We start from the raw sequence: 24081 nt of genomic DNA, 5'->3' as shown, positions 1-24081 counted from the left end.
GATCGAGGGTCTGCCGGGTGTTTTCGGCCCGACTAGACCGTGGCCTCTTATGATTAAGTTTTGGCTTATTTCGCCGAGCTTCAAGGGAAAACTGGGCACAAAACCGTTACTGAGGGCCGAAAGTGGCTGTGAAGTCTCTTTTTTGGGCAAGCAGGTAAGGGGTTGGAGGGTTATTGGAACGTATCGCGTTTTTTTCTTACCGCGGCAAAAACGTCAGCCGGATCTTGGTTTACCATGCTCATTGCGGATTGCAGTGCGGGAACATCCGCCCGCAAAAAGGGGTTGGTTCGTTTTTCTAGCCCCAGTTCGGATGGGACCGTCGGAAGCCCCGCAGCACGGGTCTTGGTGATTTCGTCTATACGAGAGATAAGGTCAGCATTCTGTGGTTCAATAGTCAGAGCGAAACGTGCGTTGGTTTCTGTATATTCATGACCCGAACAAACCCGTGTTTCATCGGGCAGGATGCGCAGTTTCTGCATCGATTTCCACATTTGCGCTGGCGTGCCTTCAAAAAGGCGACCGCAACCTAATGCCATCAAGCTGTCAGCTGTAAACACCACCCCTGCAGCTTCAACGTAGACCGCGATGTGATTGATCGTGTGGCCCGAAACGTCAAAGACCTGCGCTTTTGCACCACAGATGGTCAGATCATCCCCTTCGCTCACTGCCAAATCAAGCGGGGGCAACCGGTCTGCGTCGGCGGCGGCACCGATCACCCGTGCGTTGCCGCGCAAGGCGGGAAGCCCATCAACATGGTCCCAGTGATGGTGAGTCAGCAAGATATCGGTCAGCACCCAGCCCTGTGCATCTAGAGCAGCTTGGATGGGCGCGGCTTCGGGGGCATCGACCAACAAGGTCTCCCCGCTATCTGAATTGTGCAGCAAGAACGCGTAATTATCTTCGAGGCAGGGGACGGTTAACAGTTCAAGAGGCATGGCATTGGCGTCCTTGATGGGTATGGTAGCGGTAATTGTTACTGAAAGACGGTGCCTGCGCAATGCATCTAGACGTGCATGATCTGAGAGAATTCTATTATCGCAGCACGTTGGGGCGTGCGGCCCAAAAGGTGATCCGCACCGAACTTACTCGGCTTTGGCCTGAGGCAAAGGGTCAAACGGTTGTTGGGTTCGGTTTTGCGGTGCCATTATTGCGACCCTTTATGGATGATGCGCGGCGGGTCATTGGGTTGATGCCGGGACCGCAGGGAGTCATGCCGTGGCCAGCGGGGCAGAAGAATGTCAGCGTTCTTTGCGAAGACACGCTTTGGCCCTTGGCGGCAGGGTCAGTCGATAAACTGGTTCTGCTACATGGCCTAGAAACATCGGATCACCCGATGGCTTTGCTGGATGAGTGCTGGCGGGTCTTGGGGCCAGGTGGGCGTGCGGTCTTTATCGTGCCAAACCGCGCTGGTTTGTGGTCGCGCGCGGACAACACTCCGTTTGGCTTTGGGCGGCCTTATTCGCTGGGACAATTGGAAAGCCAGCTTCGGTCCGTTGGGCTGATCCCTGTAAAGACACTCTCGACACTCTATCAGCCGCCATCCTCCAAACGGATGTGGCGAAAGTTGGCAGGGACCATTGAGAACGCCGGTCATCATTTGCCAGTGTTCGCCGCCGGAGGGGTCCTAATGGTCGAAGTCACCAAACAGGTGCCGCAGCCCAAGCGCCCCGGTTTGACCGAAGCGGTCAAGCGGCCCCTGCGCGTACTCGAAGGGATGGGCGGGCCGGTTGTTAAACCAGTCTGACGACAAAGTGAGTCGGAATCAGTTCTTTCGACGGCTATGCTTTCGATCCGAGCTCGCAAAAGTTATCAGTGCCTTTTCCATTTTGCCCGCACTTTGTGCCAAAACGCCGCACCCCGTTGCTTTTTTTTATCGCAAAACTACGAACCCTAACGCCTCTTTTTGCGCGCATCTGGTTGCAAAGGTTAAGGAATGAGCGGTTCCGCGCGCTGATAACGCTAAAATCGCTATTTTCTGTTTTCGGTATGCAAAGGTGTACTGAAACCGCAGGCGTTAGCGATTTGCATCGCAAGGCGGTTGCCCCATGTGAAACCCTCTGCTACATCCGCCGAGAATTAACTGCCCCGCGACTCTGTGGGGCTTTAATGTGACCCCCCAAAGCCTTCCACCGAAGGGCCGGGGCCAAGACATCGGAAGGGTGGACGTGTCTGAATCAGCTTCGATTTCCTCCGGCATCGCAACTCGCTATGCCACAGCCGTCTTTGACCTGAGCAAAGACGCCAAAGGCCTTAAAGGTCTTGAAACAGATATTAACGCTTTGTCTGACGCCCTTGCAGGCAGTGACGACCTGAGCGATTTGATCTCGTCCCCACTATATAGCCGCGACCAACAGGGCGCTGCGATTGGGGCCGTTGCAAAGAAAATGAAACTCTCAAAAACCATGACCAACACGCTCGCGCTTATGGCGTCCAAGCGTCGCTTGTTCGTGGTGCCGCAGTTGGTCGCGTCTTTGCGTGACATGATTGCAAAGGAAAAGGGCGAAGTAACGGCTGATGTCGTTTCTGCCAAAGCCCTGACCAAAGCCCAATCCGACAAGCTGGCAAAGACGCTCAAGGCGTCCGTTGGCTCTGACGTGATTATCAATGCGACCGTTGATGAAACTCTCATTGGCGGTCTTGTCGTTAAAGTTGGCTCCAAAATGATCGATACGTCGGTCAAGGCGAAGCTCAACGCCCTCCAAAACACTATGAAAGAGGCCCGGTAATGGCGATCCAAGCTGCGGAAATCTCCGCGATCCTCAAGGACCAAATTAAGAATTTCGGCAAAGAAGCCGAAGTTGCAGAAGTTGGCCGCGTGCTGTCCGTCGGTGACGGTATTGCGCGTGTATATGGCCTCGATAACATTCAGGCTGGCGAAATGGTCGAATTCCCAGGTGGAATTCAGGGCATGGCGCTGAACCTCGAAGCTGACAACGTTGGTGTTGTTATCTTTGGTTCTGACCAAGACATTAAAGAAGGCGACACAGTTAAGCGTACAAACGCGATTGTGGACGTTCCAGTTGGTGATGAACTGCTCGGCCGCGTTGTCGACGGTTTGGGTAACCCATTGGACGGCAAGGGCCCGATCAAAGCAAAGAAACGTGCGATTGCAGACGCTAAAGCGCCAGGCATTATCCCACGTAAATCCGTTCACGAACCAATGGCGACTGGCCTGAAGTCCGTTGACGCGATGATCCCAATTGGCCGTGGCCAGCGAGAGCTGATCATTGGTGACCGTCAGACTGGTAAGACAGCGATTGCTCTCGACACCATCCTGAACCAAAAGTCTTACAACGAAGCCGCTGGCGACGATGAAAGCAAAAAGCTCTACTGTGTATACGTGGCTGTTGGCCAAAAGCGTTCCACAGTTGCTCAGTTGGTTAAGAAGCTCGAAGAAGCTGGCGCGATGGAATACTCCATTGTTGTTGCTGCGACGGCGTCTGACCCTGCACCACTGCAGTTCTTGGCACCATACGCTGCGACTGCCATGGGCGAGCACTTCCGCGACAACGGCCGCCACGGTCTGATCATCTATGATGACCTTTCCAAGCAAGCGGTTGCTTATCGTCAAATGTCCCTGCTTCTTCGTCGCCCACCAGGCCGTGAAGCGTACCCAGGTGACGTTTTCTACCTTCACTCCCGTCTGCTCGAGCGTTCTGCTAAATTGAACGAAGACAACGGTTCCGGTTCTTTGACTGCTCTGCCAGTTATCGAAACTCAGGGTGGCGACGTTTCCGCGTTTATTCCAACCAACGTGATTTCCATCACTGATGGTCAGATCTTCCTTGAAACAGAACTCTTCTACCAAGGTATCCGCCCTGCGGTTAACACTGGTCTGTCTGTTTCTCGTGTTGGGTCTTCTGCTCAGACGAAAGCGATGTCTTCTGTTGCGGGTCCAGTTAAACTGTCCCTCGCTCAGTATCGTGAGATGGCAGCGTTTGCTCAGTTCGGTTCCGATCTTGACGCCGCAACACAGCAGTTGCTGTCCCGTGGCGCGCGTTTGACTGAATTGATGAAGCAAGCTCAGTACTCACCGCTGACCAACGCAGAGATCGTTACGATCATCTTCGCGGGTACAAACGGCTACCTCGACAAAGTCGAAGTTTCCGAAGTGGGTGCATGGGAAAAAGCATTGCTGAAGCACATGCACGCAAACCACGCCGATGTTCTTGATTGGATCACTAACGACGATCCTAAAATCAAGGGCGATGCCGCTGACAAGTTGAAAGCTGCGCTCGACGCGTTCGCCGCTGACTACGCTTAAGGAGATCTATGCCCGACGTCTTTGTTTGCCTGACATGCAAAAAGCAACGAACTAAAAAGTTCTATGCCTGTGAGGGCTGCGAAGACACCGGGCCTAAATGGATCAGACAAGAAGTTTCGGAGAAGAAGTTTGAAATGTTAAAGAGAGAGGAACATGGGAAAAAGATGCTGCTGATTTTTTTAGCTCTGACATTTGCCGCTGTTGTTCTGTCTGGAACACTAATGAAAAAGGGGGGGTGATGCCGAATGGCTAACCTTAAAGACCTTAAAAATCGGATCTCGTCGGTCAAATCGACCCGCAAGATCACGAAAGCCATGCAAATGGTCGCGGCCGCAAAACTGCGCCGCGCCCAAGAAGCAGCCGAAATGTCCCGTCCTTATACGGAACGTTTCAACGCTGTGATGGCTGGACTGGCTGCTTCGGCTGGTGGTGAGGGTGCGCCCAAACTGCTTGCTGGGACGGGTTCCGATAATGTGCACCTGCTGGTCGTCATGACCGCTGAACGTGGCTTGTGTGGCGGTTTCAACGGCAACATTGCCAAGAAAGCCAAAGCACACGCTGCTGATCTGAAAGCAGCTGGTAAAACTGTGAAAATCATCACAGTTGGCAAAAAAGGCCGCGACGCAATCAAGCGCGACCTTGAGCAAGATTTCATCGCCCACGTTGACCTCACTGAGGTTAAGCGCATCGGCTATGAAAATGCTCAAGATATCGCACGTGATGTTCTGGCCCGCTTTGACGGTGAAGAATTCGACGTAGCAACGATCTTCTATGCGAAGTTCGTAAACGTCGTCACTCAGATCCCGACTGCACAGCAGATCATCCCGTTTGAAGCGCCTGAAGGTGCGGATGCGGACAGTGGTACACTGTACGACTACGAGCCTAGCGAAGAAGCAATCCTTGCTGACCTGCTACCGCGCGCAGTTGCGACACAAATTTTTGCGGCTCTGTTGGAAAACGGCGCATCCGAGCAAGGTGCTCGTATGTCGGCGATGGACAATGCGACCCGCAACGCTGGGGAAATGATCGACAAACTGACAATCGAATACAACCGATCCCGTCAGGCCGTCATCACGAACGAGCTGATTGAAATCATTTCCGGCGCGGAAGCGCTGTAAGAGAACCGGAGAAACGATAATGGCTAACGCAAAAGGCAAAATCACGCAGGTGATCGGCGCCGTCGTCGACGTCCAATTCGATGGCGAACTGCCAGCGATTTTGAACGCGCTGACAACAGACAACAACGGTAAGCTGCTGACACTCGAAGTTGCTCAGCACCTTGGTGAAAACACAGTGCGCGCCATCGCGATGGACGCCACAGAAGGCCTCGTTCGCGGTCAAGAAGTGACTGACCAAGACGCTCCAATTTCCGTACCAGTTGGTAACGGCACATTGGGTCGCATCATGAACGTGACTGGTGATCCAGTTGACGAGCAGGGTCCTGTAAAGGCAACTGCACGTCGTTCGATCCACGGCGACGCACCAAAATTCGAAGACCAGTCCACAGCGACTGAAATCCTCGTGACAGGCATTAAGGTTATCGACCTTCTCGCGCCTTACACGAAGGGTGGTAAAATTGGTCTCTTCGGTGGTGCGGGTGTTGGTAAAACAGTTCTCATCATGGAATTGATCAACAACATCGCGAAAGTACACTCTGGTGTGTCCGTGTTCGCCGGCGTTGGCGAGCGTACACGTGAAGGCAACGACCTTTACCACGAGATGATCGAATCCGGCGTTATCGTTCCTGATAACCTCGAAGACTCCAAGATTGCTCTGGTCTACGGCCAGATGAACGAGCCTCCAGGTGCGCGTATGCGTATCGCTCTGACGGGTCTGTCCCTTGCGGAACAATTCCGTGATGACACAGGTTCCGACGTTTTGTTCTTCGTGGACAACATCTTCCGCTTCACACAAGCTGGTTCCGAGGTGTCCGCGCTTCTGGGTCGTATTCCTTCCGCGGTTGGCTACCAGCCAACACTCGCGACAGACATGGGCGCCATGCAGGAGCGTATTGCTTCTACTAAGGGCGGTTCCATTACGTCTGTTCAGGCCGTTTACGTTCCTGCGGATGACCTTACTGACCCTGCACCGGCGACATCGTTTGCTCACTTGGATGCGACTACGGTTCTTGACCGTGCGATTTCCGAAAAGGGTATCTACCCTGCGGTTGATCCACTGGGTTCCACATCCCGTCTTCTCGATCCGCTCGTAATCGGCGACGAGCACTACAAAGTTGCGACAGACGTTCAGCAGATCCTGCAGCGTTACAAATCCCTTCAGGATATCATCGCGATTTTGGGCATGGACGAATTGTCCGAAGACGACAAAATGACTGTTACACGTGCGCGTAAGCTTGAGCGCTTCTTGTCCCAGCCGTTTGACGTTGCCAAAGTGTTCACCGGTTCCGACGGTATTCAGGTGCCACTGGAAGACACAATCGCATCCTTCAAAGCGGTTGTTGACGGCGAGTATGACCATCTTCCAGAAGGTGCGTTCTACATGGTCGGCGGCATCAGCGACGTGATTGCAAAAGCTGAGAAAATGGCTGCAGACGCAGCTTAAACCTCGGACGTAAGGAGCCTAACAATGGCAGACTTCAAATTTGATCTCGTGTCTCCTGAGCGCCGTTTGGCGGAAATGGATGCAACCGAAGTTCAGATCCCAGGTGCGGATGGGGACATGACGGCTATGGCCGATCACGCTCCAACCATCACCACGCTGCGCCCTGGTATTTTGGCCGTCACCCATGCGGGTGGCGTCGAGGAATACATCGTATCCGGTGGTTTCGCCGAGATCAGCCCAACAGGCGTTTCCGTTCTAGCGGAAAAGGCGATCCCACGGGCCGAGATCACAGCTGAGCAGATGCAAAAGCTGGTCGATGAAGCGCATGCCGCTCATCAATCTGCGGCCGAACTTGGCCAAGGCGTTGATGAAGCGGACATGATCCGCAACGCAATGGTTGACGTGGCAGGTCTCGTCGGCGCGTAAACGCAGGTCGTATTGAATTGAAAAATGGCGCCCTATTGGGGCGCCATTTTTTATTTGCCACAGTCCCCAATGGTGATTTTCTTTGTGGTTTTGAGAATTCTATTCTCAACCTGAAAGTGTTTTGCTAGTTATTTTTCAAGTAATTGGAGAATACGATGTTTTTAAATACCGGACTTAAGATCACCACGTTAATGATGGTGTTTTCCCTGTCGGCCTGCATTGAGCCGACCGCGACGCAACAACCTGAGGCCGTAAGTGTGCCAGCATCTGCAGCTGTTGATGAAATCAGCACGGCCCCAAATCCGATTGTCACAACGAACTTCGGAGGGGGGAGCTTTCGTTGGTCGGCTACGGCCGGGTTTGTGTATCGATACACCGCTATCGAGCGAAACGGAGAAGTCTTCATTTGTGGCGTCAATGCCCGTCGCGGAACTGGTATTCTGAACCGTTTTAGCAGAGAGGCTCTTCAACAGGCGAGCGTGGTATCGAACGGCAGGACGATCTTACGTAATTTGACATTCTTTAATACGGTATCCAATGCAAACTGGGGGACCAGATTGATGGGGACAGAAACGGCGTGCAAATCCACAGGGCGGTCTGTTGATGACGTGCCGCTTGGCTCCATTAGCATTCACTTCCGTGAAGGTCGCTACAACCTCTGAACCGGGCCTGCGCTAGCAGACCCTGTAAATGCCACGACTTTTGGGCCTATTCGTATCGGGTGACGGATAGGCCAAGCGAGGTATGCCAAGTGGGTCTAAACCGAGATCTTGTTGACGGCACTTCGTCTCAAGCGGCGAACTGATACCCGTTTACCGCTGGCCTGCGCCCGCCCAAGCGCGCGACATGGCTTTATGCAAAACCGTGCCTACAACTTCATCTTTATCACCCTCATGATCGACGCAATTGGCATTGGCATTGTCTTTCCAATCATGCCCGTCCTCATTGCGGTATTGGCGGTCCTCGCGGACGATTATGTGATTATGGCCATGGGGAGCGTGTTTTGGATTCTGTTAATCCGGCTTAAGAAATTTCAGAAAGGGCACCCAAATTGGGTGCCTTTCTCGTTTGAATAAACCTTTTCCTATGTTTTTAAGGCGGTCTGACATAGGAAAAATATCATAAAACAGATTTGTATTCCCCTTATTTTATGGACCGAAAGCGTCTGGGTGCATTGTGAAATAGTGGTGAACTACAAAACTGTAACACCGTGATTGTGTTTCTGTTCGTTGCGACTTTCTTCATGGCGGCCTTACTTTTTGAGTGAGCGGTCGTTTGGGAGGAGCAGACAATGTTAGTATCTTATACAAATATTTTGAATCCGAAGGACGATGAGCCGGAAGGCGATCATGGTGGTTCACCACCACCACCACCACCACCTCCGGGTCACGGGGCCCACGGTGACACGACCGGCGAAACGATTTTTGGCACCAACGGAGACGATCTTCTCTATAGTGGCGCAGGAAACAACCGCGTCATCGGCGAAGATGGTGATGACATTCTTGTCAGCGACAACGATCAAAAAGACCTTTTGTTCGGAGGCAGGGGGAATGACCACATCATATTTCGAGGTGAGGATGGTCGTGGACGCGCTGTAGGTGGCTATGGCGACGATCTGTACGATCTAACCGTTAACAACGGGACAGGCCAAATTCACAACTATGACTATCACGGAAATGACAACTTTATCCTGCGTTTTGAGGAGATCGAAGTAATTTCACACGGTCATCATTTGCGGGGCGATCGCACAACCAACGAGGTACTTACTAACTCCGACGAGCTCCTTTTTGCGGATGAGTTTCATTTCGTTGATATCGCAAATGTCAGCAGCAAAATGATAGGGCGTTTTGAGGACTTTGACGCAAGCCGAGATAAACTGTTTGTAGAAGGTTACGAAATTGATCTCTTTGCCTCTGATTACGGCGTTCCAGTTCACGCGGACTTTGATGTGGATGTTGTCCAATATGACATTCAATCACCGCTAAAGGGATCAGGCGTTCGTACCGACACCAACACAGACGATCAGCAATGGCTTTTGATTTCGACATCATCTGGCGGCCATATATTTTATGGCTTGGAAGGTCCTCGTGTGGACGTGCTGGGGTTTGGAGACGCGAACTCAGGTGACGACGAGGCACACTTCATACCACCACATGAAATTGAAGGTATCAATTTCGATAAGCTAAAGGATATAAGCTATGTCGATACTAAAGCGTATGTCCCTTTAGATCAGACTGTTGATCTGGATAAACTTGGCTTCGTGATAAACGACTATGACAAGAACCCCGAGGACGTTGAGCGGGTCATAACTGGTAGTGAATACGGTGATCGTATCGCTGGAGGATTGAACGATGATTCAATTGTCGGGCACCAGGGCAATGACATGATTTGGGGTGGATCTGGTGACGATTCAATCTCAGGCGGCGACGGCGACGACATCCTTGATGGTGGTGTCGCAGAACAATTCCAACTGAGTGGGACATTGGTTGACGGAAACGGCGGCAAAGTGTTCCGTCTGTACCACGGCACACTCGACCGGGATCCTGATGCCCGTGGCTTTGATGGTTGGTCTGATCGTCTCGAAAAAGGGCAATATAGCTTAACTGAGGTCGTAAACGGGTTTATCAAAAGCGCCGAGTTCAACAATAAATACGGCAATACCACCAACGCGGAATTTGTAACGTTGCTCTACAACAATGTTCTAGATCGAAACCCTGATGACAATGGGTTGTCAGCTTGGTCTGATCGCTTAGAACTCGGTGTTGAGCGCGCTGATGTGGTTCGTGGTTTTACGCAAAGCCAAGAATACATTAGAAATTCTGCAATCGACTGCGTTACCTTTATGAGCGAGATTTACGAAAATGATACGCTCGAAGGTGGCGGGGGCAACGACACATTTGTGTTCTCGGATCGGTTCGGGTCAGACACCATTACGGATTTCAACAAGGTTGGATCGGATGTGATTGATCTCTCAGATGTTTCATCAATCTCAGATTGGTCGGATCTAAAGAGCAGCCACCTTAGAACGCTGAACGGTGACGCTGCAATCGATGCAGGGGATGCTAATTTTATCCTCCTGAATGACGTGAATGTTAACGATTTGACGGCAGATGACTTTCTCTTTTGATACGCAGTTAACGCCAGATGCCTTGCTGGGCTTCCAATAAGTTTGGGATGCATGTGCTCAGTTTGTTGTGAATAAGTTAATCCCAGAACGATGTCAGGATGGTTTGCGCAAGGTCTTGTAAGCGGCCAGCGAACCCCGTTATGTCGGTTCATGCAAAACCGCGCCTACATCTTTATTCTGATCACCCTGATGATCGACGCAATTGGCATTGGCATTGTCTTCCCAATCATGCCCGACCTTATGGCGCGTGTTGGTGCGGCCAGTACGGGTGAGGGGGCTCTGTGGGGTGGGGTTCTGATGGCGTCTTATGCTGGGGCGCTGTTCCTGTTTGCGCCCATCGTTGGCAGCTTGTCAGACGCGTACGGGCGCAAGCCCGTGCTTATTGCGGCATTGGCGGTCCTTGCGGTCGATTATGTGATTATGGCCATGGCGAGCGTGTTTTGGGTTCTGCTGATTGGGCGTATCCTCGCGGGGGTTGCTGGCGCGACTTATACTACCGCGACGGCCTATATTGCGGACATTTCCAGTCGCAAGGAACGGGCAGCGCGGTTTGGAATGATCGGTGCGGCTTTCGGGGTAGGGTTTGTCATGGGGCCGGCAATTGGCGGCGTTGCCGCGAGTTGGCACATCGCCGCGCCGTTCTGGATTGCTGCGGCCATGTCTGCATTGAATGTCGTGTTTGGTGTATTTGTCTTGCCTGAAAGCCTGCCACCTAAAAAACGTCGCCCCTTTGGCTTTCGAGACCTCAATCCGTTTAAAGCCATCATCGACGCTTTTAAAATCCCCGGCCTCGCAATTCCGTTGGTCTGCCTATTCGTGTTTGAGTTCGCCAATATGGTCTACCCGACACTTTGGGCTTTTTTCACTCGGGAATTGTTTGACTGGTCTGCGGCGATCATCGGGGCGTCGCTGGCTGGATATGGTATCCTGCTGGCTGGCGTCCAAGGCGGGCTAATGCCTGTGTTCATTTCGCGTTTTGGCGAGTTTCGGACTCTTCAGATCGGCATGATATCGGCATTGGTCGGGTTTGTTGGCTTTGGTTTTATTTCGACCGTAACGGGGCTTATTCTTGTTCTGATCTTTGCTGCGCTCTCGGACTTATCACCACCGATGATGACGGCGATGGCAGCCAACACGGTAGGCGAAGATAAACAAGGATTGGTCCAGGGGGTTATCGCATCGTTGTCTTCTATCGCTGCGTTTTTAGCACCGCTGGTGGCCACAGGGGTCTTTGAAACCTTTGTGGACGACACTGGGATTTACCTCCCCGGGGCGCCGTTCTTGATGGGGGCGGTTTTGGTAATAATGATTATTCCATTGATCTATCGGCTGCGTGGCGTTGCTCAATCTTGACCCGACGGGCCAGAGACAAAACTTGGGCTTAAATCTGCCCAGATTTGCATTTAGGGATGGTAGGGGATGGACAATGGTCCCTTTGGGCCGACGGAAAGACATGAAAAGACTAAGAAATCACTTGATCGGAGTGGACCATGGCGATGTGGTGCTTTTTTCCGACTTTGAACATGATGGCGTGATGTGGACGGGCGAAGGGGCCCGCCAAACGCGTGCGCATGTGGAATTTTCTGAAAGCTTCCGATCCAACCCAGTGGTTCAGGTGTCGCTGTCGATGTTTGACATGTCCAACAGCACCAATGCCCGCGCGGATGTGCAGGCCGAAGACATCACTACAGACGGGTTTGCTATCGTGTTTCGCACGTGGGGCGACAGTAAAATCGCCCGCGTGCGCGTGTCATGGCAAGCCTTCGGTGAACTGCGTCAGACCGATGAGTGGGACGTGTATTAACGTCAGACGTTGGAATACATGACTTCGTAAATCGGTTGCAACGTCTTGTGATCAAACAAGGAAGATACGGATGTGCCGTTCCATGTGTTCATAATCGCCTGAGCAAACATTGGCGCGGTTGGCACGATGCGAATATTCTTGCAGGCTTTCACCGCGTCCGTCGGCTCAATCGTGTCCGTAATCACGAGGTTCTTCATCACAGAGTTGCTGACCCGTTCGATCGCGGGGCCGGATAGAACGCCGTGCGTGATATAGGAATGAACTTCCTTGGCGCCGTGTTCCATTAGGACCTCAGCCGCTTTGCAAAGCGTGCCGGCTGTATCAACGATGTCATCCACGATCAGGCAAACACGGTCTTTTACGTCACCGATAACTGTCATTTCAGCAACTTCGCCGGGCTTTCCGCGGCGCTTGTCAACGATCGAGAGTGGCGCGCCAATCCGTTGCGCCAGATCGCGGGCACGGGCCACACCGCCAACATCAGGGGACACAACCATTACGTCTTCCATTTGCCCTTTGAAGTGGTGCATGGCGTCCAGCGCGAAGACAGGGCTGGCATAAAGGTTGTCCACAGGAATATCGAAGAACCCTTGGATCTGGGTGGCGTGCAAATCGAGTGTCAGTATGCGTTCAATGCCGGCTTCGACCAACATGTTGGCGACCAGTTTGGCCGTGATTGGTGTACGCGCCTTGGATCGGCGGTCCTGACGTGCGTAACCAAAGTAAGGGATTACCGCAGTGATGCGGCCAGCAGATGAGCGGCGCAGCGCATCGGAAATGATCAGCAATTCCATCAGATTGTCGTTGGCTGGGTTCGATGTGGGCTGGATGATATACATATCCTCGCCGCGGACGTTCTCGTAAACTTCGACGAAAATTTCACCGTCGTTGAAACGTTCAACCCGTGCATCCACAAGGCCGACGTTGATGCCGCGATGCATAGACATGCGCTTGGCGACGTTTTCGGCCAATGGCAAGTTGGCATTACCGGAAATGAGTTTCGGCTCGATGAGGTTTGGCATGTGCAGGGGTCCCAGATGACAGATTCGTGACGTTGACACGGCGTAGCACGTCCTTAGGGTCTGACCAACAAACCAAGCACCGCTCAGGAGCACTAAATGCCAAATATCGACTATTACTTCGCAACCATTTCACCATTTACCTATCTGGCCGGACCAAAGTTCGAAGAGATCACAAAGAAACACGGTGCGACGGTGACGTATAAGCCGTTGGACATCATGGCGTTGTTTGCCCGTACCGGTGGCGTCCCGCCGAAAGACCGTCACCCGAACCGTCAGGAATACCGCCTGCAAGACATGCGTCGTCGTGCGATTGTCACGGGCCAGCCGTTTACAATGAAACCAGCATTCTGGCCGACAAACATGGCGCCGTCATCCTATGCGATTATCGCGGCACAAAACGCGGGTGGTGACGTGGGCGCACTGGTCAACGCGCTGACACGCAGCTGCTGGGCAGATGATAAGAACATCGCCGAGGATGACGTCATCCGCGCCTGTCTAGAAGAAACAGGGTTTGATCCTGCCTTGGCAGACAGTGGTTTGCTCGAAGGTGCAGACACTTACGCGCGCAACCTTGAAGAAGCCGTCGCAAAGGGCGTGTTTGGCGCACCGTTCTTTATCTCGGACGCGGATGAACGGTTCTGGGGCGAGGACCGCCTAGACGATCTTGATCGTCACCTTTCTGGCGATTTCTAAGCGTTTAGGGCGGCGAGGAACGCATCCACGCCGTCCGACCCAACCGACCAATCACAAACCAAACGGCCAAGAACGGGTTCGTCGTCATTCCCGTCGAGCGATCCCATAACGTAATATTGGGCACCTGCCGCTTGTACCTTTTTGTGCAGGCCACGGGGCATTTCAAAGAACATCAAGTTTGCCTCAGGCTCGTTGGGGAACGACACGTCATTGTGCGCGCGCAACCCATCGGCCAGACGCTTGCCTGAGGTGTTCGCAGAGGTTGCCAGTTCGTGCCATAGGTTGTCCGTCAGATAGGCTTCCATCTGGGCGGACAGGTAGCGGTGTTTGGAAAAAAGATGACCGCCGCGTTTGCGGCGCAGCTCAAATTCCCAAGCGTGTTTCGGGTCAAAGAAGATAACGGCTTCGACGCCCATCAACCCGTTCTTGGTGCCCCCAAATGACACGCAATCAACGCCGGCTTTCCATGTCATCTCGGCTGGGGTGCAGCCCAACGTCACGATCGCGTTGGCAAAGCGCGCGCCATCCAAGTGGGTCGAAACGCCGAATTCACGGGCGATGCCAGTGACGGCCTTAATCTCATCCAGCGTATAAACGGTACCTTTTTCAGTGACCTGCGTAATGGACACTGGCCCGCGCTGGGGCCCGTGCACGCCACGGGTTTCTTCGGCGTCCAGTGCGGTGCGCAGGGTTGCCGCTGTCATTTTGCAGTTGTCGTCCCCGACCAACGTTAGCTTGGCACCGCTATAAAACTCTGGCGCATTACATTCGTCTTCGTTGATGTGACTGGGCTTGGTGCAAAAGATCGTTTCCCAGGGCTTTGTCAGTGTCGCCAAGGCAATCGAATTGGCGGCTGTTCCTGTGGCTGCCAGATAGACGGCGGCTTCGGGTGCTTCGAACAGATCGCGCACCATCGTTGTGACACGGGCCATTTCTTCGTCGGCGCCATAGCCAAAACGAAATCCTTCGTTTGCGCGCATCACAGCATTCATCACAGATGGGTGGGCTGGGCCGGAATTGTCTGAGGCGAAAAACATTTAATATGGCTCCTCGATTATGTGGTCTTCCCAGTCGTCTTCTGGGGTATTGGCTTCACTGACCGTCAAGTCTTGGACCGACACACCCGCATCATGAACCGATTGCGCGGTGCCCGACAACAAGGGGTGCCAGTGAAACAGCGGCTTGCCTTCATGCAAAAGACGGTAAGCGCATGTTTGCGGCAACCAATACATATGTTCCTGAATGGTACTGGGTGTCAGCACGATGCATTCGGGGACATAAGTGTGACGCGTTTTGTAGGACGTGCAAAGGCAATCACTGTCATCAAGTAGCTTGCAGGCGACGCGGGTCAAAACGACTTCTCCACTGTCTTCGTCCTCAAGCTTGTTCAGGCAGCATTTTCCGCAGCCATCACACAGTGCTTCCCATTCGGGTTGCGTCATCTTTGTGAGTGGAACGTGGGCCCAGAATTCGGGCCGCACATCGCTGCGATCAATCGGATCAGACATGTGACAGAATTTCGCGCGCGCGGTCGCAATCAGCGTTCATCTGAGTGATCAGTGCATCAAGGCTGTCGTATTTTTCTTCGGGTCGCAGGTAGTCCACAAGTGCAATGCTTAGTTCAGCGCCATAAAGATCACCCGCAAAATCAAAGATATGGCTTTCGCAGTTGGGCGTGTTCACGCCAAACGTCGGCCGAATACCAATAGAGGCTGCGCCATCATAGCTGCCTTTGTGGGGGCCATCCAGAACGTCGACTTTGACGGCGTAGACGCCAAACCTTGGCTGATGCAGCCCTTGGATCGACATATTGGCCGTCGGAAACCCAAGGTCTCGTCCGCGTTGGTCGCCTTTGATGACTGGTCCGTCGATGCGGTGCCAGTGTCCTAACATTTCAGCCACGATGCGCAGCTCGCCATCGCTAAGTGCCGTGCGGATCGCCGTTGATGAAACATGGCCTGCAGGCGTGGCGAGGAGAGGGGCAATCGTTACGCCAAATCCAAACTCAGCGCCGAACGCTTTCAGGTCTTCTGCGGTTCCTGCGCGGCCTTTGCCAAAACAAAAATCTTCGCCAACAACAACATGGGTCAATCCAAGGCGGTCTTTGATAAAGGTCTTCGCGAACTCTTCAGGGGATAGCTCGGCAAGGGATGTATTGAACGGCACCTCATAAAGGCGCTCAACGCCCAGCTTTTCAAGGCGGTGGGCCTTGGTTACGGCATTCATCAATCGGAATGCTTTCCCATCTGGCGCAAAATATTCACGAGGATGAGGTTCGAACGTCACGATCCCCAAAGGCGCGTCGCCCGCAACACTGCGGGTCAGATCAATGACGGCTTGATGGCCAAGGTGCACGCCATCGAAGTTACCAATGGCTGCAGCGGCGCCGCGATCTTGTGGGGCAATGAAATCTGGGTCTCGAATGATGCGCATAAGGCATCGGTAGCCCGCAAAAGCGCGGGTTACAAGTCAGTCGAATTTACGCGACGGGGCAAGCACGACAGCTTCGCCTTTGAGAACCTTTTTACCGTCGATTTCGCAGTAGGTTTCCATGGTGACGCGGCGCTTGGCGATGTCCATGTCAGCCACAGTTACAACAGCTTCAACCATATCTCCGGGGCGCACAGGAGCGAGGAATTTCAAGCTTTGCCCAAGGTACACCGTCCCATGCCCGGGCAACTGTTCGCCGATAACCGCGGAAATCAGGCCCGCTGTCAGCATGCCGTGCGCGATTCGCCCCTCAAAGATTGTGTCCTGCGCGTAGGCATCGTCCAAGTGAACAGGATTGCGATCCGTAGAGACTTCGGCAAACAATTCGATGTCGCGATCAGTGATGATCTTTCGCAAAGACCGAGACATGCCGATTTCAATGTCTTCGATACAGATGGTTCCGCGGGGCGCATTGTCGAGCATGTTTTGATCCATGGGGTAATAATAAAACTTCTACCGAAGATTGGTTGAAATTTTATTACTTTGCAAGCGCAGCAATTGTCAAGGTGTTCTTGAGTTACCTTAGGAACCCAATCGAATAGGTCGGCGTTACCATTTCACTAGCAATATAGGCGTCTAACGCGTCTTGATCTGGTTGCTCGGCGGTCTTCGTTTCAGCGGCTGACAGTCCGCCTGTGATAAAGAGCGTGTCGATATCTTCTTGCTGGCCGCCCAGCACGTCCGTGCGAATCCCATCGCCAATGGCAATGATCCGAGGGTCCGACATAGAACCCGAAAGTGCGGCATACCGGCGGCGCGCGAGGTCGTAGATTGGGGGGTGCGGTTTCCCGAAGTAAAGGCTTTCGCCGCCCATTTCGGTGTAAAGCGCAGCCAAAGCGCCTGCACACCATTCGCGGGTTTCGCCGCGATCGACGATAATGTCTGGGTTAGCACAAAGCAGTTTCAGCCCCTTGGATTTCGCATAAAGGAAATCTGCACGGTTCACGTCGACGTCGGCTTGCGTATCAAACGGCCCGCAACAAACGATGCCTTCGGCCTGATCCAGTGGTACTTTTTGGATATTCACGGGGTTTTTGATGATGCTCAGCGGTTTGAAGAAATCGTCATCACGGGGTGTTTCGCCCATGAAGTAGACCTTTTCACCGACAATACCGCGAAACATCGCGGCGCGGGCGCTGTCGCCTGAGGTCGCGATAGCGTCCCAGCAATCATCGGGGGCGCCCATTTCCGCAATTTGTTTGGCCACAGAATCCCACGGACGAGGGGAGTTCGTAACGAGGACAACATTGCCGCCCGCGGCGCGGTAGCCCTGCAAAGCCGCCACCGCATCTGGATAGGCCGTGATGCCATTGTGCACGCAGCCCCAAAGATCGACGAAAGCCACGTCATACTGATTGGAAATTTCGGCGAATGTAGTGACGATCTGGGACATGGGCTTACCTCTTGTTAGCAAACACGGTGCGCAACGCAGTGCTTAGACGATCTGTACAGACCGTAGGCATAGAAAAAAAGGGCGTCGATCATTTGATCGACGCCCCCATTGTCTGTCATTTGGAAAGTCTTAGACTTTCAACGCCGGAATGATCTGTTTCTTGCGGCTCATGACGCCTGGAAGAACAACGTTGTCGCCTGTCACCGTCGCGCCGAAAGATTTCTCAGCGACTGTTTTGGTCAGGTCGTTCGGGATCAGCATTGTTGCTTCTTCGTTCAGGATGTCGACAACGAACAAGAGAACCTGATCAACACTATCCTCAGATGCAACGCCTGTCATGCTTTCCATGATGGATGCTTTGCGGTCCAGAACGATTGCAGGGGCAGTTGTTTCCAGAACGGAGACGCGGAATTTGGTGCCGTCGACTTCGTATTCTTTGGAGTCCATGCGTAGGAGTTCTGCGTCAGAGAATTCAGACACGTCGGATTTGGCCGCGAACATTTCAGTCGCATAATCTGCGATGGACAGGTTCAACTCACCAGCGAGCTTTTCAGCCAGTGCCTTGTCTGTGTCGGTTGTTGTCGGGGAGCGGAATTCCAACGTATCAGAGATGATACACGACAGAACCAAGCCTTTAACGTTGTCCGGCATCTCTGCGGCAACGTCACCCATCAGGTCGTGCATAATTGTCGCTGTGCATGCCAGCGGGCGGATCGTAATGTCGATCGGGCCTTTTGTTTCCAGACCGCCAACCAGTTTGTGGTGGTCGATGATCGCCGTAACGTTCGCCCCATTGATGTTGGCCGGCAGTTCGGCAGGGTTATTGGTGTCAACAATCACGCAGTCCTGATCGTCAGCGACGTCATCGATAATGTCTGGCTGTGCAAAGCCCCATTTTTTCGCAACGAAAGCCGCTTCGGTGTTTGGCGTGCCAAGCAGTTTCGCTTCGGCTTTGGTGCCAGTGTGGTTCATGAACCACGCCCAAATTAGGGCAGAGCCGAGGGAGTCTGTATCGGGGGCCTTATGGCCGAAAACGAGAGTTGTCATTAAGAATGCGCCTATTACCGGTTGGAATTTGGGGCCTTATAGGGCGCGCCGTTCTGCCTGTCACCCCTACGCATAGGCATGGCTGATTTGACGCGGGCAGGCAGCTCAAGCGGATGAGGCTATAGCCCCAACTCAGCGCGTTTCTTCTTGGTAAGTGCGGCGACGGCCATCTCGTGGGAATAGGTGATGTGGTTTTGCAACTCCGCATCTGACAGCCCGGGATCACGGGTGTCTTGCAGCCATTTCATCCCGCGTGAGGCAAGGTAGGGCGCGGGGCGAATACCTTGCATGTCCGGCAGCACTTCAAAGGCAATTGGCGAGACTTTGAACGTCACGGCGGTTTCGCCATTGTTCCATCCAAGAACGGCGAACAACTTACCGCCGACTTTCCAGACATCCGAATTGCCCCATTGAACGACATGGGTCGCCTGCGGGAGGGATGCACAAAAGGCGTTGATGTCTTCGCGGTTCATACAGGCAGTTTGCTGGCTTGGTTCGCTGGTGTAAATGCTGTTAATCTCGTCATCATGAGCAAACCTCGCGAAGCAGATTTATACGCCCCCGTCAAAGCCTACCTTCAGCGGCAAGGATACGATGTAAAGGGCGAGGTCGGGGCCGCCGATGTCGTCGGGCGACGTGGTGACGAAGTGGTTATTGTTGAGCTCAAGGTCGGGTTCTCGCTGGCGCTGTTTCATCAAGGGATTGAGCGCTTGGCGGTGACCGATGACGTGTACGTTGCTGTGCCTGCTGGCGGAAAAAATAAAGCCCTGCGATCCAACGTGAAATTGGCACGCCGTTTGGGGCTTGGTGTTCTGACTGTGCGGTTGCGGGATGGGGTCGTTGAAGCATTGGCCGATCCGGGGCCGTACGCAGCGCGCAAGATCAAGAAAAAGAAGACCAAGATGTTGCGCGCCTTTGATCGATTGGATGGCGACCCGAATGAAGGCGGGGCGACGCGGCATGGAATCGTGACAGGGTATCGGCAAGACGCGCTTAAGTGTGCTTTGTATCTGGTGAATTCAGGGGCCGAGAAAGGTGCAATCGTTGCTAAGGCCACGGGCGTCCCGGTGGCCACAAGGATCATGCGCGACAACCATTATGGATGGTTCGAAAAGGTCGAAAAGGGCGTGTATTCCCTGACACCCAAAGGGCAGCAGGGCGTTAAGGATTGGGGCGATGTCCTCGGCTGACGGGTCAAAGCGGCGAGATCGTCCAGCCTTCGTTTTCAAGCAAACGCAAGACGCCTTTTTCACCGATCAGATGCGCGGCGCCGAAGGCCACAAAGACATTTGCATTATCGGCAGCAGCTTTTTCGATCACTGGAATCCAGTTCGCGTTGCGCTGCGTCAGCAACATTTCCTCTACCATGGCCATTTGTTCTTCGAAAACGGCAGGATCCAAGTCAGGTAGAAATTGTTGTGTGTAATAGCTCATCTGCCAAGCGTGGGCGGTTTGGCCCGCAAAGTAGTCTTCAACCAGCGTGACCATGAGCGCGTCGGACATGTCAGGCTCAAGCAGCCCCATGCGCAAGGCATCTACCTGTTCGTCAAAAGTGCCTGACGTCAGCAGAGCGAACATATCTTGCCACGGTTCGAGCGGGGCTACAGGGATGTCGAGCGTCGCAGCTTGGTCCATCAAAAGCGCATCAAGCCCGCCTTCGCCGCTCATCATTTTGGTGGCAGCACAGGTTGGAATGGCCAACGTCAAAGCGAGAAACCAAGGCTGCATTTTGGCTGCCATGAAACTTGGAAGCCCACGGTCTTCGGCTGCCTCGCTGATCGCGTCCCATGTGGTGTCGCTCAGCAGGTCTGGCAGGGTGGGGCCATCGGTAATCACCAACATGTCAGGGTTTTGCGCCATATAGGTCTGTATGTCGGCTTGATCTTGCTGCGTGGCTTCGACCAGCAATAAATCGGCAGCCGTCAGGCGCGGCAGAGCAACATCAAGGGTTGCGGCATGGCGCGGGTCGGGCAAATGCATCGTGCCAAGGATGGTGACAGTGTGGCTGTCTTTTTGGGCCTGCCAATAATTTCCCGATGCATAAGGTGTCGCCGCAACGGTTTCGTTGATCTCGACCAATTCTTGCGGCGTCAGATAGGTTTCAAACCGATCTCCGCTACACAGTGCAAAGGCCGGAAGAGGCAGAGCAAACGCAAAAATAGTAGCAAGCAAACGCGACATGGTATTCCCTTGGATGGTTACCTGTTCAACTTAGGGTGCGGGGGCATACCGTGCAATGTGCCAACACAATCATGCTAGGAAAACGGCTTGATCCAACGCAAAGTGGCTTCGCCTTTATGTGTTAGTCTACGCTTGAAGAGGGGATCACATGACGGATCATTCACACGAGCCACAAGACATTTCCGCTCGGATCGGCGAGCCAAAGGGGCGCGGGGTTCTTCGTGACGCTGTCTATGGCGCGATCGACGGGACGGTTACAACATTTGCCATCGTTGCTGGCGTCGCGGGCGCTGGGCTGTCGCCGTTTGTGGTCGTCGTGCTGGGTCTTGCCAATGTGTTGGCGGATGGGTTTTCCATGGCAGCGGCCAATTATTCCGGCATCAAAGCCGAACAAGACAACTATAAACGTATCCGCCAGATCGAAGAGCAACACATCAACGACCACCCCAAGGGCGAAAGGCTTGAGGTGCGGGAAATCTTGTCTCGTAAAGGGTTGAGTGGCCGTGTTCTGGATCAAGCAACGGACGCGGTAACCCAAGACAAAGAAAGCTGGATCGAGTTGATGATGGAAGGCGAGTACGGATTGGGCGGAATCGATCCACGCCCTCTACGCGCCGCACTTACCACGTTCGTGGCGTTCCTTGTCGCGGGCATGGTTCCGGTTTCGCCGTTCCTGTTTGGATTGGATAACGCGTTTCAGCTGTCCGCATGGATGACCATGTTTACGTTCTTTTGCATTGGCGCACTAAAAAGTCACTGGTCGCTCACACCGTGGTGGAGGTCCGCACTGGAAACGATGCTGATCGGCGGCGCTGCCGCTGGGCTGGCCTTTGGCGTTGGTAACCTATTCAACGTCTAGCGCCAAACCAAGTTCAAAAACGCCTAAGGTCTGCGGTCGAGGCAGGGCGTGCCAATTATTTTCCGGTAGTTGTTGACTCACCCATTTTGCTTCCTTACCTATCCGCTGCTAGCACTCATATGACGTGAGTGCTAACGACCCCCAATAAGGGGCCGGAGATTTAAAACTGTTAAGCTAGGGAGCTACAGAAATGGCTTTTACACCGCTTCACGACCGCGTCGTTGTTCGTCGCACTGAGGGCGAAGAAAAGACCGCTGGCGGTCTGATTATTCCAGATGCCGCTAAAGAAAAACCAGCCGAAGGCGAAGTTGTATCTGTTGGCGAAGGCGCCCGCAAAGACAGCGGCGAGCTGATTGCAATGGCTGTTAAAGCTGGCGATCGCGTGCTGTTCGGCAAATGGTCCGGCACCGAAGTCACCATCGACGGCGAAGAGCTGCTGATGATGAAAGAATCCGACATCATGGGCATCCTGTCCTAAGTCGACCGATCTAATTTCGAAATTCAAAAGGAGCTAATCAATGGCTGCTAAAGACGTAAAATTCGGGACAGACGCCCGTAACCAGATGCTCAAGGGTGTGAACATCCTTGCAGACGCGGTTAAAGTTACACTCGGCCCAAAAGGCCGCAATGTTGTGCTGGAGAAATCCTTCGGCGCGCCACGCATCACCAAAGACGGTGTTTCTGTTGCCAAAGAGATCGAGCTTGAAGACAAGTTCGAAAACATGGGCGCACAGATGGTTAAAGAAGTTGCGTCCCGCACCAACGACGAAGCTGGTGACGGTACAACAACTGCGACTGTTCTTGCACAAGCCATCGTTAAAGAAGGCATGAAAGCTGTTGCCGCTGGCATGAACCCAATGGACCTGAAGCGCGGCATCGACCTCGCGACAGCAAAAGTTGTGGACGCAATCGTCGCAGCTGCACGTCCTGTTGCAGACTCTGCGGAAGTTGCAAAAGTCGGCACGATCTCCGCAAACGGCGAAGCCGAAATCGGTGGTCAGATCGCAGACGCTATGCAGCGTGTTGGCAACGAAGGTGTTATCACTGTTGAAGAAAACAAAGGTCTCGAAACAGAGACTGATGTTGTTGAAGGCATGCAGTTTGACCGCGGTTACCTGTCCCCTTACTTCGTCACGAACCCTGACAAGATGACAACAGAACTCGAAGACGCAATCATCTTGCTGCACGAGAAGAAGCTTTCTTCCCTCCAGCCAATGGTTCCACTTCTCGAGTCCGTGATCCAGTCCGGCAAGCCACTCTTGATCATCGCTGAAGATGTTGAAGGCGAAGCTTTGGCGACACTCGTCGTTAACAAACTGCGCGGCGGTCTGAAAATTGCAGCTGTTAAAGCTCCTGGTTTCGGCGATCGTCGTAAAGCCATGTTGCAAGACATCGCGATCCTTACTGGCGGTCAGGTTATCTCCGAAGACCTCGGCATGAAGCTTGAGAACGTCACAATCGACATGCTTGGTTCTGCCAAGCGCGTTTCCATTACCAAAGACGAAACAACAATCGTTGACGGTTCTGGCGAGAAGGCCGAGATCGAAGCACGTGTTGCTCAGATCCGTAACCAGATCGAAGAAACAACATCCGACTACGACCGTGAAAAGCTGCAGGAACGTGTTGCCAAGCTTGCTGGTGGTGTTGCTGTTATCCGCGTTGGCGGCATGTCCGAAATCGAAGTGAAAGAACGTAAAGACCGCGTTGATGACGCTTTGAACGCGACACGCGCGGCCGTGCAAGAAGGCATCGTTGTTGGCGGTGGTGTTGCTCTGGTTCAGGCCGCTAAGGGTCTTGACGGTCTGGAAGGCGCAAACGCTGACCAAACAATCGGTGTTAACATCGTTCGCAAGGCTCTCGAAGCCCCACTGCGTCAGATCGCTGAAAACTCTGGTGTCGACGGGTCCGTCGTTGCTGGCAAGATCCGCGAATCCGATGACAAAGCATTCGGTTTCAACGCTCAGACAGAAGAATATGGCGACATGTTCGGCTTCGGCGTTATCGACCCTGCAAAAGTCACACGCACAGCGTTGCAGGATGCAGCATCTGTTGCTGGCCTGCTGATCACAACTGAAGCTATGGTTGCTGATAAGCCATCCAAAGATGGCGGCGCCGGTGGCGGCATGCCAGACATGGGCGGCATGGGCGGCATGGGCGGCATGATGTAATCACAAACGCAAAGCGTTTGTGACCAGGGAGCAAAGCGGCAGTTG

General features: G+C 53.4%; 27 protein-coding genes. 17 read left to right on the top strand and 10 right to left on the bottom strand.

Annotated features, from left to right (window positions below; genetic code table 11):
- Nucleotides 1–170: 170 nt before the first annotated feature.
- Nucleotides 171–935 (bottom strand): hydroxyacylglutathione hydrolase, encoded by a 765-nt coding sequence (gene gloB / locus L0666_RS15810; protein WP_235262356.1) that lies wholly within the window; start codon nucleotides 933–935, stop codon nucleotides 171–173.
- 62 nt (nucleotides 936–997) lie between these two features.
- Between gloB and L0666_RS15805 the strand changes: the two genes are divergently transcribed.
- The 12 genes from L0666_RS15805 (at nucleotide 998) to L0666_RS15740 (ending at nucleotide 12183) form a co-directional block, all read left to right on the top strand.
- Nucleotides 998–1744 carry a class I SAM-dependent methyltransferase gene (locus L0666_RS15805; RefSeq protein WP_235262528.1) on the top strand — a complete coding sequence of 249 codons (747 nt, stop codon included), beginning with the start codon at nucleotides 998–1000 and terminating at the stop codon, nucleotides 1742–1744.
- A gap of 421 nt (nucleotides 1745–2165) precedes the next feature.
- Nucleotides 2166–2726: a F0F1 ATP synthase subunit delta gene (locus tag L0666_RS15800; protein ID WP_235262355.1), complete on the top strand. Its 561-nt coding sequence runs from the start codon at nucleotides 2166–2168 to the stop codon at nucleotides 2724–2726.
- On the top strand, nucleotides 2726–4264 hold the full coding sequence (gene atpA, locus L0666_RS15795) for a F0F1 ATP synthase subunit alpha (RefSeq protein ID WP_235262354.1): 1539 nt from the start codon (nucleotides 2726–2728) through the stop codon (nucleotides 4262–4264). Before L0666_RS15800 ends, atpA begins: the two co-directional genes overlap by 1 nt.
- An 8-nt stretch (nucleotides 4265–4272) precedes the next feature.
- Nucleotides 4273–4503 (top strand): hypothetical protein, encoded by a 231-nt coding sequence (locus L0666_RS15790; RefSeq protein ID WP_235262353.1) that lies wholly within the window; start codon nucleotides 4273–4275, stop codon nucleotides 4501–4503.
- A gap of 6 nt (nucleotides 4504–4509) precedes the next feature.
- Nucleotides 4510–5382: a F0F1 ATP synthase subunit gamma gene (locus L0666_RS15785; protein ID WP_235262352.1), complete on the top strand. Its 873-nt coding sequence runs from the start codon at nucleotides 4510–4512 to the stop codon at nucleotides 5380–5382.
- Nucleotides 5383–5401: 19 nt separating this feature from the next.
- On the top strand, nucleotides 5402–6826 hold the full coding sequence (gene atpD, locus L0666_RS15780) for a F0F1 ATP synthase subunit beta (RefSeq protein WP_235262351.1): 1425 nt from the start codon (nucleotides 5402–5404) through the stop codon (nucleotides 6824–6826).
- Between the two features lie 24 nt (nucleotides 6827–6850).
- Nucleotides 6851–7252, top strand: a complete 402-nt coding sequence (locus tag L0666_RS15775; protein ID WP_235262350.1) for a F0F1 ATP synthase subunit epsilon — start codon at nucleotides 6851–6853, stop codon at nucleotides 7250–7252.
- 155 nt (nucleotides 7253–7407) lie between these two features.
- Nucleotides 7408–7914: a hypothetical protein gene (locus tag L0666_RS15770; RefSeq protein ID WP_235262349.1), complete on the top strand. Its 507-nt coding sequence runs from the start codon at nucleotides 7408–7410 to the stop codon at nucleotides 7912–7914.
- A gap of 192 nt (nucleotides 7915–8106) precedes the next feature.
- Complete coding sequence (locus L0666_RS15765; protein WP_235262348.1) at nucleotides 8107–8328, top strand: hypothetical protein; 222 nt, start codon at nucleotides 8107–8109, stop codon at nucleotides 8326–8328.
- 215 nt (nucleotides 8329–8543) lie between these two features.
- Nucleotides 8544–10379: a DUF4214 domain-containing protein gene (locus tag L0666_RS17310; RefSeq protein ID WP_272492193.1), complete on the top strand. Its 1836-nt coding sequence runs from the start codon at nucleotides 8544–8546 to the stop codon at nucleotides 10377–10379.
- A 150-nt stretch (nucleotides 10380–10529) separates the two neighbouring features.
- Nucleotides 10530–11732 carry an MFS transporter gene (locus L0666_RS15745; RefSeq protein ID WP_235262347.1) on the top strand — a complete coding sequence of 401 codons (1203 nt, stop codon included), beginning with the start codon at nucleotides 10530–10532 and terminating at the stop codon, nucleotides 11730–11732.
- 100 nt (nucleotides 11733–11832) lie between these two features.
- Nucleotides 11833–12183 carry an H-type lectin domain-containing protein gene (locus L0666_RS15740; RefSeq protein WP_216035498.1) on the top strand — a complete coding sequence of 117 codons (351 nt, stop codon included), beginning with the start codon at nucleotides 11833–11835 and terminating at the stop codon, nucleotides 12181–12183.
- A gap of 2 nt (nucleotides 12184–12185) precedes the next feature.
- Here the strand turns inward: L0666_RS15740 and L0666_RS15735 are convergent, their stop codons facing one another.
- The gene (locus tag L0666_RS15735) at nucleotides 12186–13205 is read right to left on the bottom strand and encodes a ribose-phosphate pyrophosphokinase (protein ID WP_216035499.1); all 1020 of its coding nucleotides are present in this window, start codon (nucleotides 13203–13205) and stop codon (nucleotides 12186–12188) included.
- Between the two features lie 96 nt (nucleotides 13206–13301).
- On the opposite strand from L0666_RS15735, the gene L0666_RS15730 reads away from it, so the two are divergent.
- Nucleotides 13302–13898 (top strand): 2-hydroxychromene-2-carboxylate isomerase, encoded by a 597-nt coding sequence (locus L0666_RS15730; protein ID WP_235262346.1) that lies wholly within the window; start codon nucleotides 13302–13304, stop codon nucleotides 13896–13898.
- Here L0666_RS15730 and L0666_RS15725 read toward each other — a convergent pair.
- The 7 genes from L0666_RS15725 to L0666_RS15695 form a co-directional block, all read right to left on the bottom strand.
- Nucleotides 13895–14935, bottom strand: a complete 1041-nt coding sequence (locus L0666_RS15725; RefSeq protein WP_235262345.1) for a threonine aldolase family protein — start codon at nucleotides 14933–14935, stop codon at nucleotides 13895–13897. The two genes, L0666_RS15730 and L0666_RS15725, sit on opposite strands and share 4 nt — an antisense overlap.
- Nucleotides 14936–15406 (bottom strand): YcgN family cysteine cluster protein, encoded by a 471-nt coding sequence (locus tag L0666_RS15720; protein ID WP_235262344.1) that lies wholly within the window; start codon nucleotides 15404–15406, stop codon nucleotides 14936–14938.
- Nucleotides 15399–16331: a bifunctional riboflavin kinase/FAD synthetase gene (locus L0666_RS15715; RefSeq protein ID WP_235262343.1), complete on the bottom strand. Its 933-nt coding sequence runs from the start codon at nucleotides 16329–16331 to the stop codon at nucleotides 15399–15401. The genes L0666_RS15720 and L0666_RS15715 overlap by 8 nt, the downstream gene beginning before the upstream one ends.
- 36 nt (nucleotides 16332–16367) lie before the next feature.
- Nucleotides 16368–16811, bottom strand: a complete 444-nt coding sequence (locus L0666_RS15710; RefSeq protein WP_235262342.1) for a MaoC family dehydratase — start codon at nucleotides 16809–16811, stop codon at nucleotides 16368–16370.
- A gap of 94 nt (nucleotides 16812–16905) precedes the next feature.
- A complete protein-coding gene (locus L0666_RS15705; protein WP_235262341.1) occupies nucleotides 16906–17781 on the bottom strand; it encodes a TIGR01459 family HAD-type hydrolase in 876 nt (291 codons plus the stop codon).
- A gap of 129 nt (nucleotides 17782–17910) precedes the next feature.
- The gene (locus tag L0666_RS15700) at nucleotides 17911–18828 is read right to left on the bottom strand and encodes a manganese-dependent inorganic pyrophosphatase (RefSeq protein WP_235262340.1); all 918 of its coding nucleotides are present in this window, start codon (nucleotides 18826–18828) and stop codon (nucleotides 17911–17913) included.
- A gap of 119 nt (nucleotides 18829–18947) precedes the next feature.
- Nucleotides 18948–19301: an MmcQ/YjbR family DNA-binding protein gene (locus tag L0666_RS15695; protein ID WP_235262339.1), complete on the bottom strand. Its 354-nt coding sequence runs from the start codon at nucleotides 19299–19301 to the stop codon at nucleotides 18948–18950.
- Between the two features lie 54 nt (nucleotides 19302–19355).
- On the opposite strand from L0666_RS15695, the gene L0666_RS15690 reads away from it, so the two are divergent.
- Entirely contained in the window at nucleotides 19356–20018 is a 663-nt protein-coding gene (locus L0666_RS15690) for a DUF2161 domain-containing phosphodiesterase (RefSeq protein WP_235262338.1), read from the top strand.
- A gap of 4 nt (nucleotides 20019–20022) precedes the next feature.
- Here the strand turns inward: L0666_RS15690 and L0666_RS15685 are convergent, their stop codons facing one another.
- Complete coding sequence (locus L0666_RS15685; RefSeq protein WP_235262337.1) at nucleotides 20023–21009, bottom strand: TraB/GumN family protein; 987 nt, start codon at nucleotides 21007–21009, stop codon at nucleotides 20023–20025.
- A 148-nt stretch (nucleotides 21010–21157) separates the two neighbouring features.
- Between L0666_RS15685 and L0666_RS15680 the strand changes: the two genes are divergently transcribed.
- The 3 genes from L0666_RS15680 (at nucleotide 21158) to groL (ending at nucleotide 24036) form a co-directional block, all read left to right on the top strand.
- Nucleotides 21158–21868 (top strand): VIT1/CCC1 transporter family protein, encoded by a 711-nt coding sequence (locus L0666_RS15680; protein WP_235262336.1) that lies wholly within the window; start codon nucleotides 21158–21160, stop codon nucleotides 21866–21868.
- Nucleotides 21869–22058: 190 nt separating this feature from the next.
- The gene (locus L0666_RS15675; RefSeq protein WP_235262335.1) at nucleotides 22059–22346 is read left to right on the top strand and encodes a co-chaperone GroES; all 288 of its coding nucleotides are present in this window, start codon (nucleotides 22059–22061) and stop codon (nucleotides 22344–22346) included.
- Between the two features lie 40 nt (nucleotides 22347–22386).
- Entirely contained in the window at nucleotides 22387–24036 is a 1650-nt protein-coding gene (groL, locus tag L0666_RS15670) for a chaperonin GroEL (protein ID WP_235262334.1), read from the top strand.
- The last annotated feature ends 45 nt before the right edge of the window (nucleotides 24037–24081 follow it).

The organism is Octadecabacter algicola, assembly GCF_021532625.1.
GTDB classification, from domain to species: Bacteria; Pseudomonadota; Alphaproteobacteria; order Rhodobacterales; family Rhodobacteraceae; genus Octadecabacter; species Octadecabacter algicola.
Note: the sequence above shows the minus strand (reverse complement) of the source record. Positions and strands in the feature narration are given on the sequence as shown.

What these genes read in the sequence shown, in the direction of transcription:
- gloB (WP_235262356.1), bottom strand. Translation starts at nt 935, where the DNA reads ATGCCTCTTGAACTGTTAACCGTCCCCTGCCTCGAAGATAATTACGCG.
- L0666_RS15805 (WP_235262528.1), top strand. Translation starts at nt 998, where the DNA reads ATGCATCTAGACGTGCATGATCTGAGAGAATTCTATTATCGCAGCACG.
- atpA (WP_235262354.1), top strand. Translation starts at nt 2,726, where the DNA reads ATGGCGATCCAAGCTGCGGAAATCTCCGCGATCCTCAAGGACCAAATT.
- L0666_RS15790 (WP_235262353.1), top strand. Translation starts at nt 4,273, where the DNA reads ATGCCCGACGTCTTTGTTTGCCTGACATGCAAAAAGCAACGAACTAAA.
- L0666_RS15785 (WP_235262352.1), top strand. Translation starts at nt 4,510, where the DNA reads ATGGCTAACCTTAAAGACCTTAAAAATCGGATCTCGTCGGTCAAATCG.
- atpD (WP_235262351.1), top strand. Translation starts at nt 5,402, where the DNA reads ATGGCTAACGCAAAAGGCAAAATCACGCAGGTGATCGGCGCCGTCGTC.
- L0666_RS15775 (WP_235262350.1), top strand. Translation starts at nt 6,851, where the DNA reads ATGGCAGACTTCAAATTTGATCTCGTGTCTCCTGAGCGCCGTTTGGCG.
- L0666_RS15770 (WP_235262349.1), top strand. Translation starts at nt 7,408, where the DNA reads ATGTTTTTAAATACCGGACTTAAGATCACCACGTTAATGATGGTGTTT.
- L0666_RS15765 (WP_235262348.1), top strand. Translation starts at nt 8,107, where the DNA reads ATGCAAAACCGTGCCTACAACTTCATCTTTATCACCCTCATGATCGAC.
- L0666_RS17310 (WP_272492193.1), top strand. Translation starts at nt 8,544, where the DNA reads ATGTTAGTATCTTATACAAATATTTTGAATCCGAAGGACGATGAGCCG.
- L0666_RS15745 (WP_235262347.1), top strand. Translation starts at nt 10,530, where the DNA reads ATGCAAAACCGCGCCTACATCTTTATTCTGATCACCCTGATGATCGAC.
- L0666_RS15740 (WP_216035498.1), top strand. Translation starts at nt 11,833, where the DNA reads ATGAAAAGACTAAGAAATCACTTGATCGGAGTGGACCATGGCGATGTG.
- L0666_RS15735 (WP_216035499.1), bottom strand. Translation starts at nt 13,205, where the DNA reads ATGCCAAACCTCATCGAGCCGAAACTCATTTCCGGTAATGCCAACTTG.
- L0666_RS15730 (WP_235262346.1), top strand. Translation starts at nt 13,302, where the DNA reads ATGCCAAATATCGACTATTACTTCGCAACCATTTCACCATTTACCTAT.
- L0666_RS15725 (WP_235262345.1), bottom strand. Translation starts at nt 14,935, where the DNA reads ATGTTTTTCGCCTCAGACAATTCCGGCCCAGCCCACCCATCTGTGATG.
- L0666_RS15720 (WP_235262344.1), bottom strand. Translation starts at nt 15,406, where the DNA reads ATGTCTGATCCGATTGATCGCAGCGATGTGCGGCCCGAATTCTGGGCC.
- L0666_RS15715 (WP_235262343.1), bottom strand. Translation starts at nt 16,331, where the DNA reads ATGCGCATCATTCGAGACCCAGATTTCATTGCCCCACAAGATCGCGGC.
- L0666_RS15710 (WP_235262342.1), bottom strand. Translation starts at nt 16,811, where the DNA reads ATGCTCGACAATGCGCCCCGCGGAACCATCTGTATCGAAGACATTGAA.
- L0666_RS15705 (WP_235262341.1), bottom strand. Translation starts at nt 17,781, where the DNA reads ATGTCCCAGATCGTCACTACATTCGCCGAAATTTCCAATCAGTATGAC.
- L0666_RS15700 (WP_235262340.1), bottom strand. Translation starts at nt 18,828, where the DNA reads ATGACAACTCTCGTTTTCGGCCATAAGGCCCCCGATACAGACTCCCTC.
- L0666_RS15695 (WP_235262339.1), bottom strand. Translation starts at nt 19,301, where the DNA reads ATGAACCGCGAAGACATCAACGCCTTTTGTGCATCCCTCCCGCAGGCG.
- L0666_RS15690 (WP_235262338.1), top strand. Translation starts at nt 19,356, where the DNA reads ATGAGCAAACCTCGCGAAGCAGATTTATACGCCCCCGTCAAAGCCTAC.
- L0666_RS15685 (WP_235262337.1), bottom strand. Translation starts at nt 21,009, where the DNA reads ATGTCGCGTTTGCTTGCTACTATTTTTGCGTTTGCTCTGCCTCTTCCG.
- L0666_RS15680 (WP_235262336.1), top strand. Translation starts at nt 21,158, where the DNA reads ATGACGGATCATTCACACGAGCCACAAGACATTTCCGCTCGGATCGGC.
- L0666_RS15675 (WP_235262335.1), top strand. Translation starts at nt 22,059, where the DNA reads ATGGCTTTTACACCGCTTCACGACCGCGTCGTTGTTCGTCGCACTGAG.
- groL (WP_235262334.1), top strand. Translation starts at nt 22,387, where the DNA reads ATGGCTGCTAAAGACGTAAAATTCGGGACAGACGCCCGTAACCAGATG.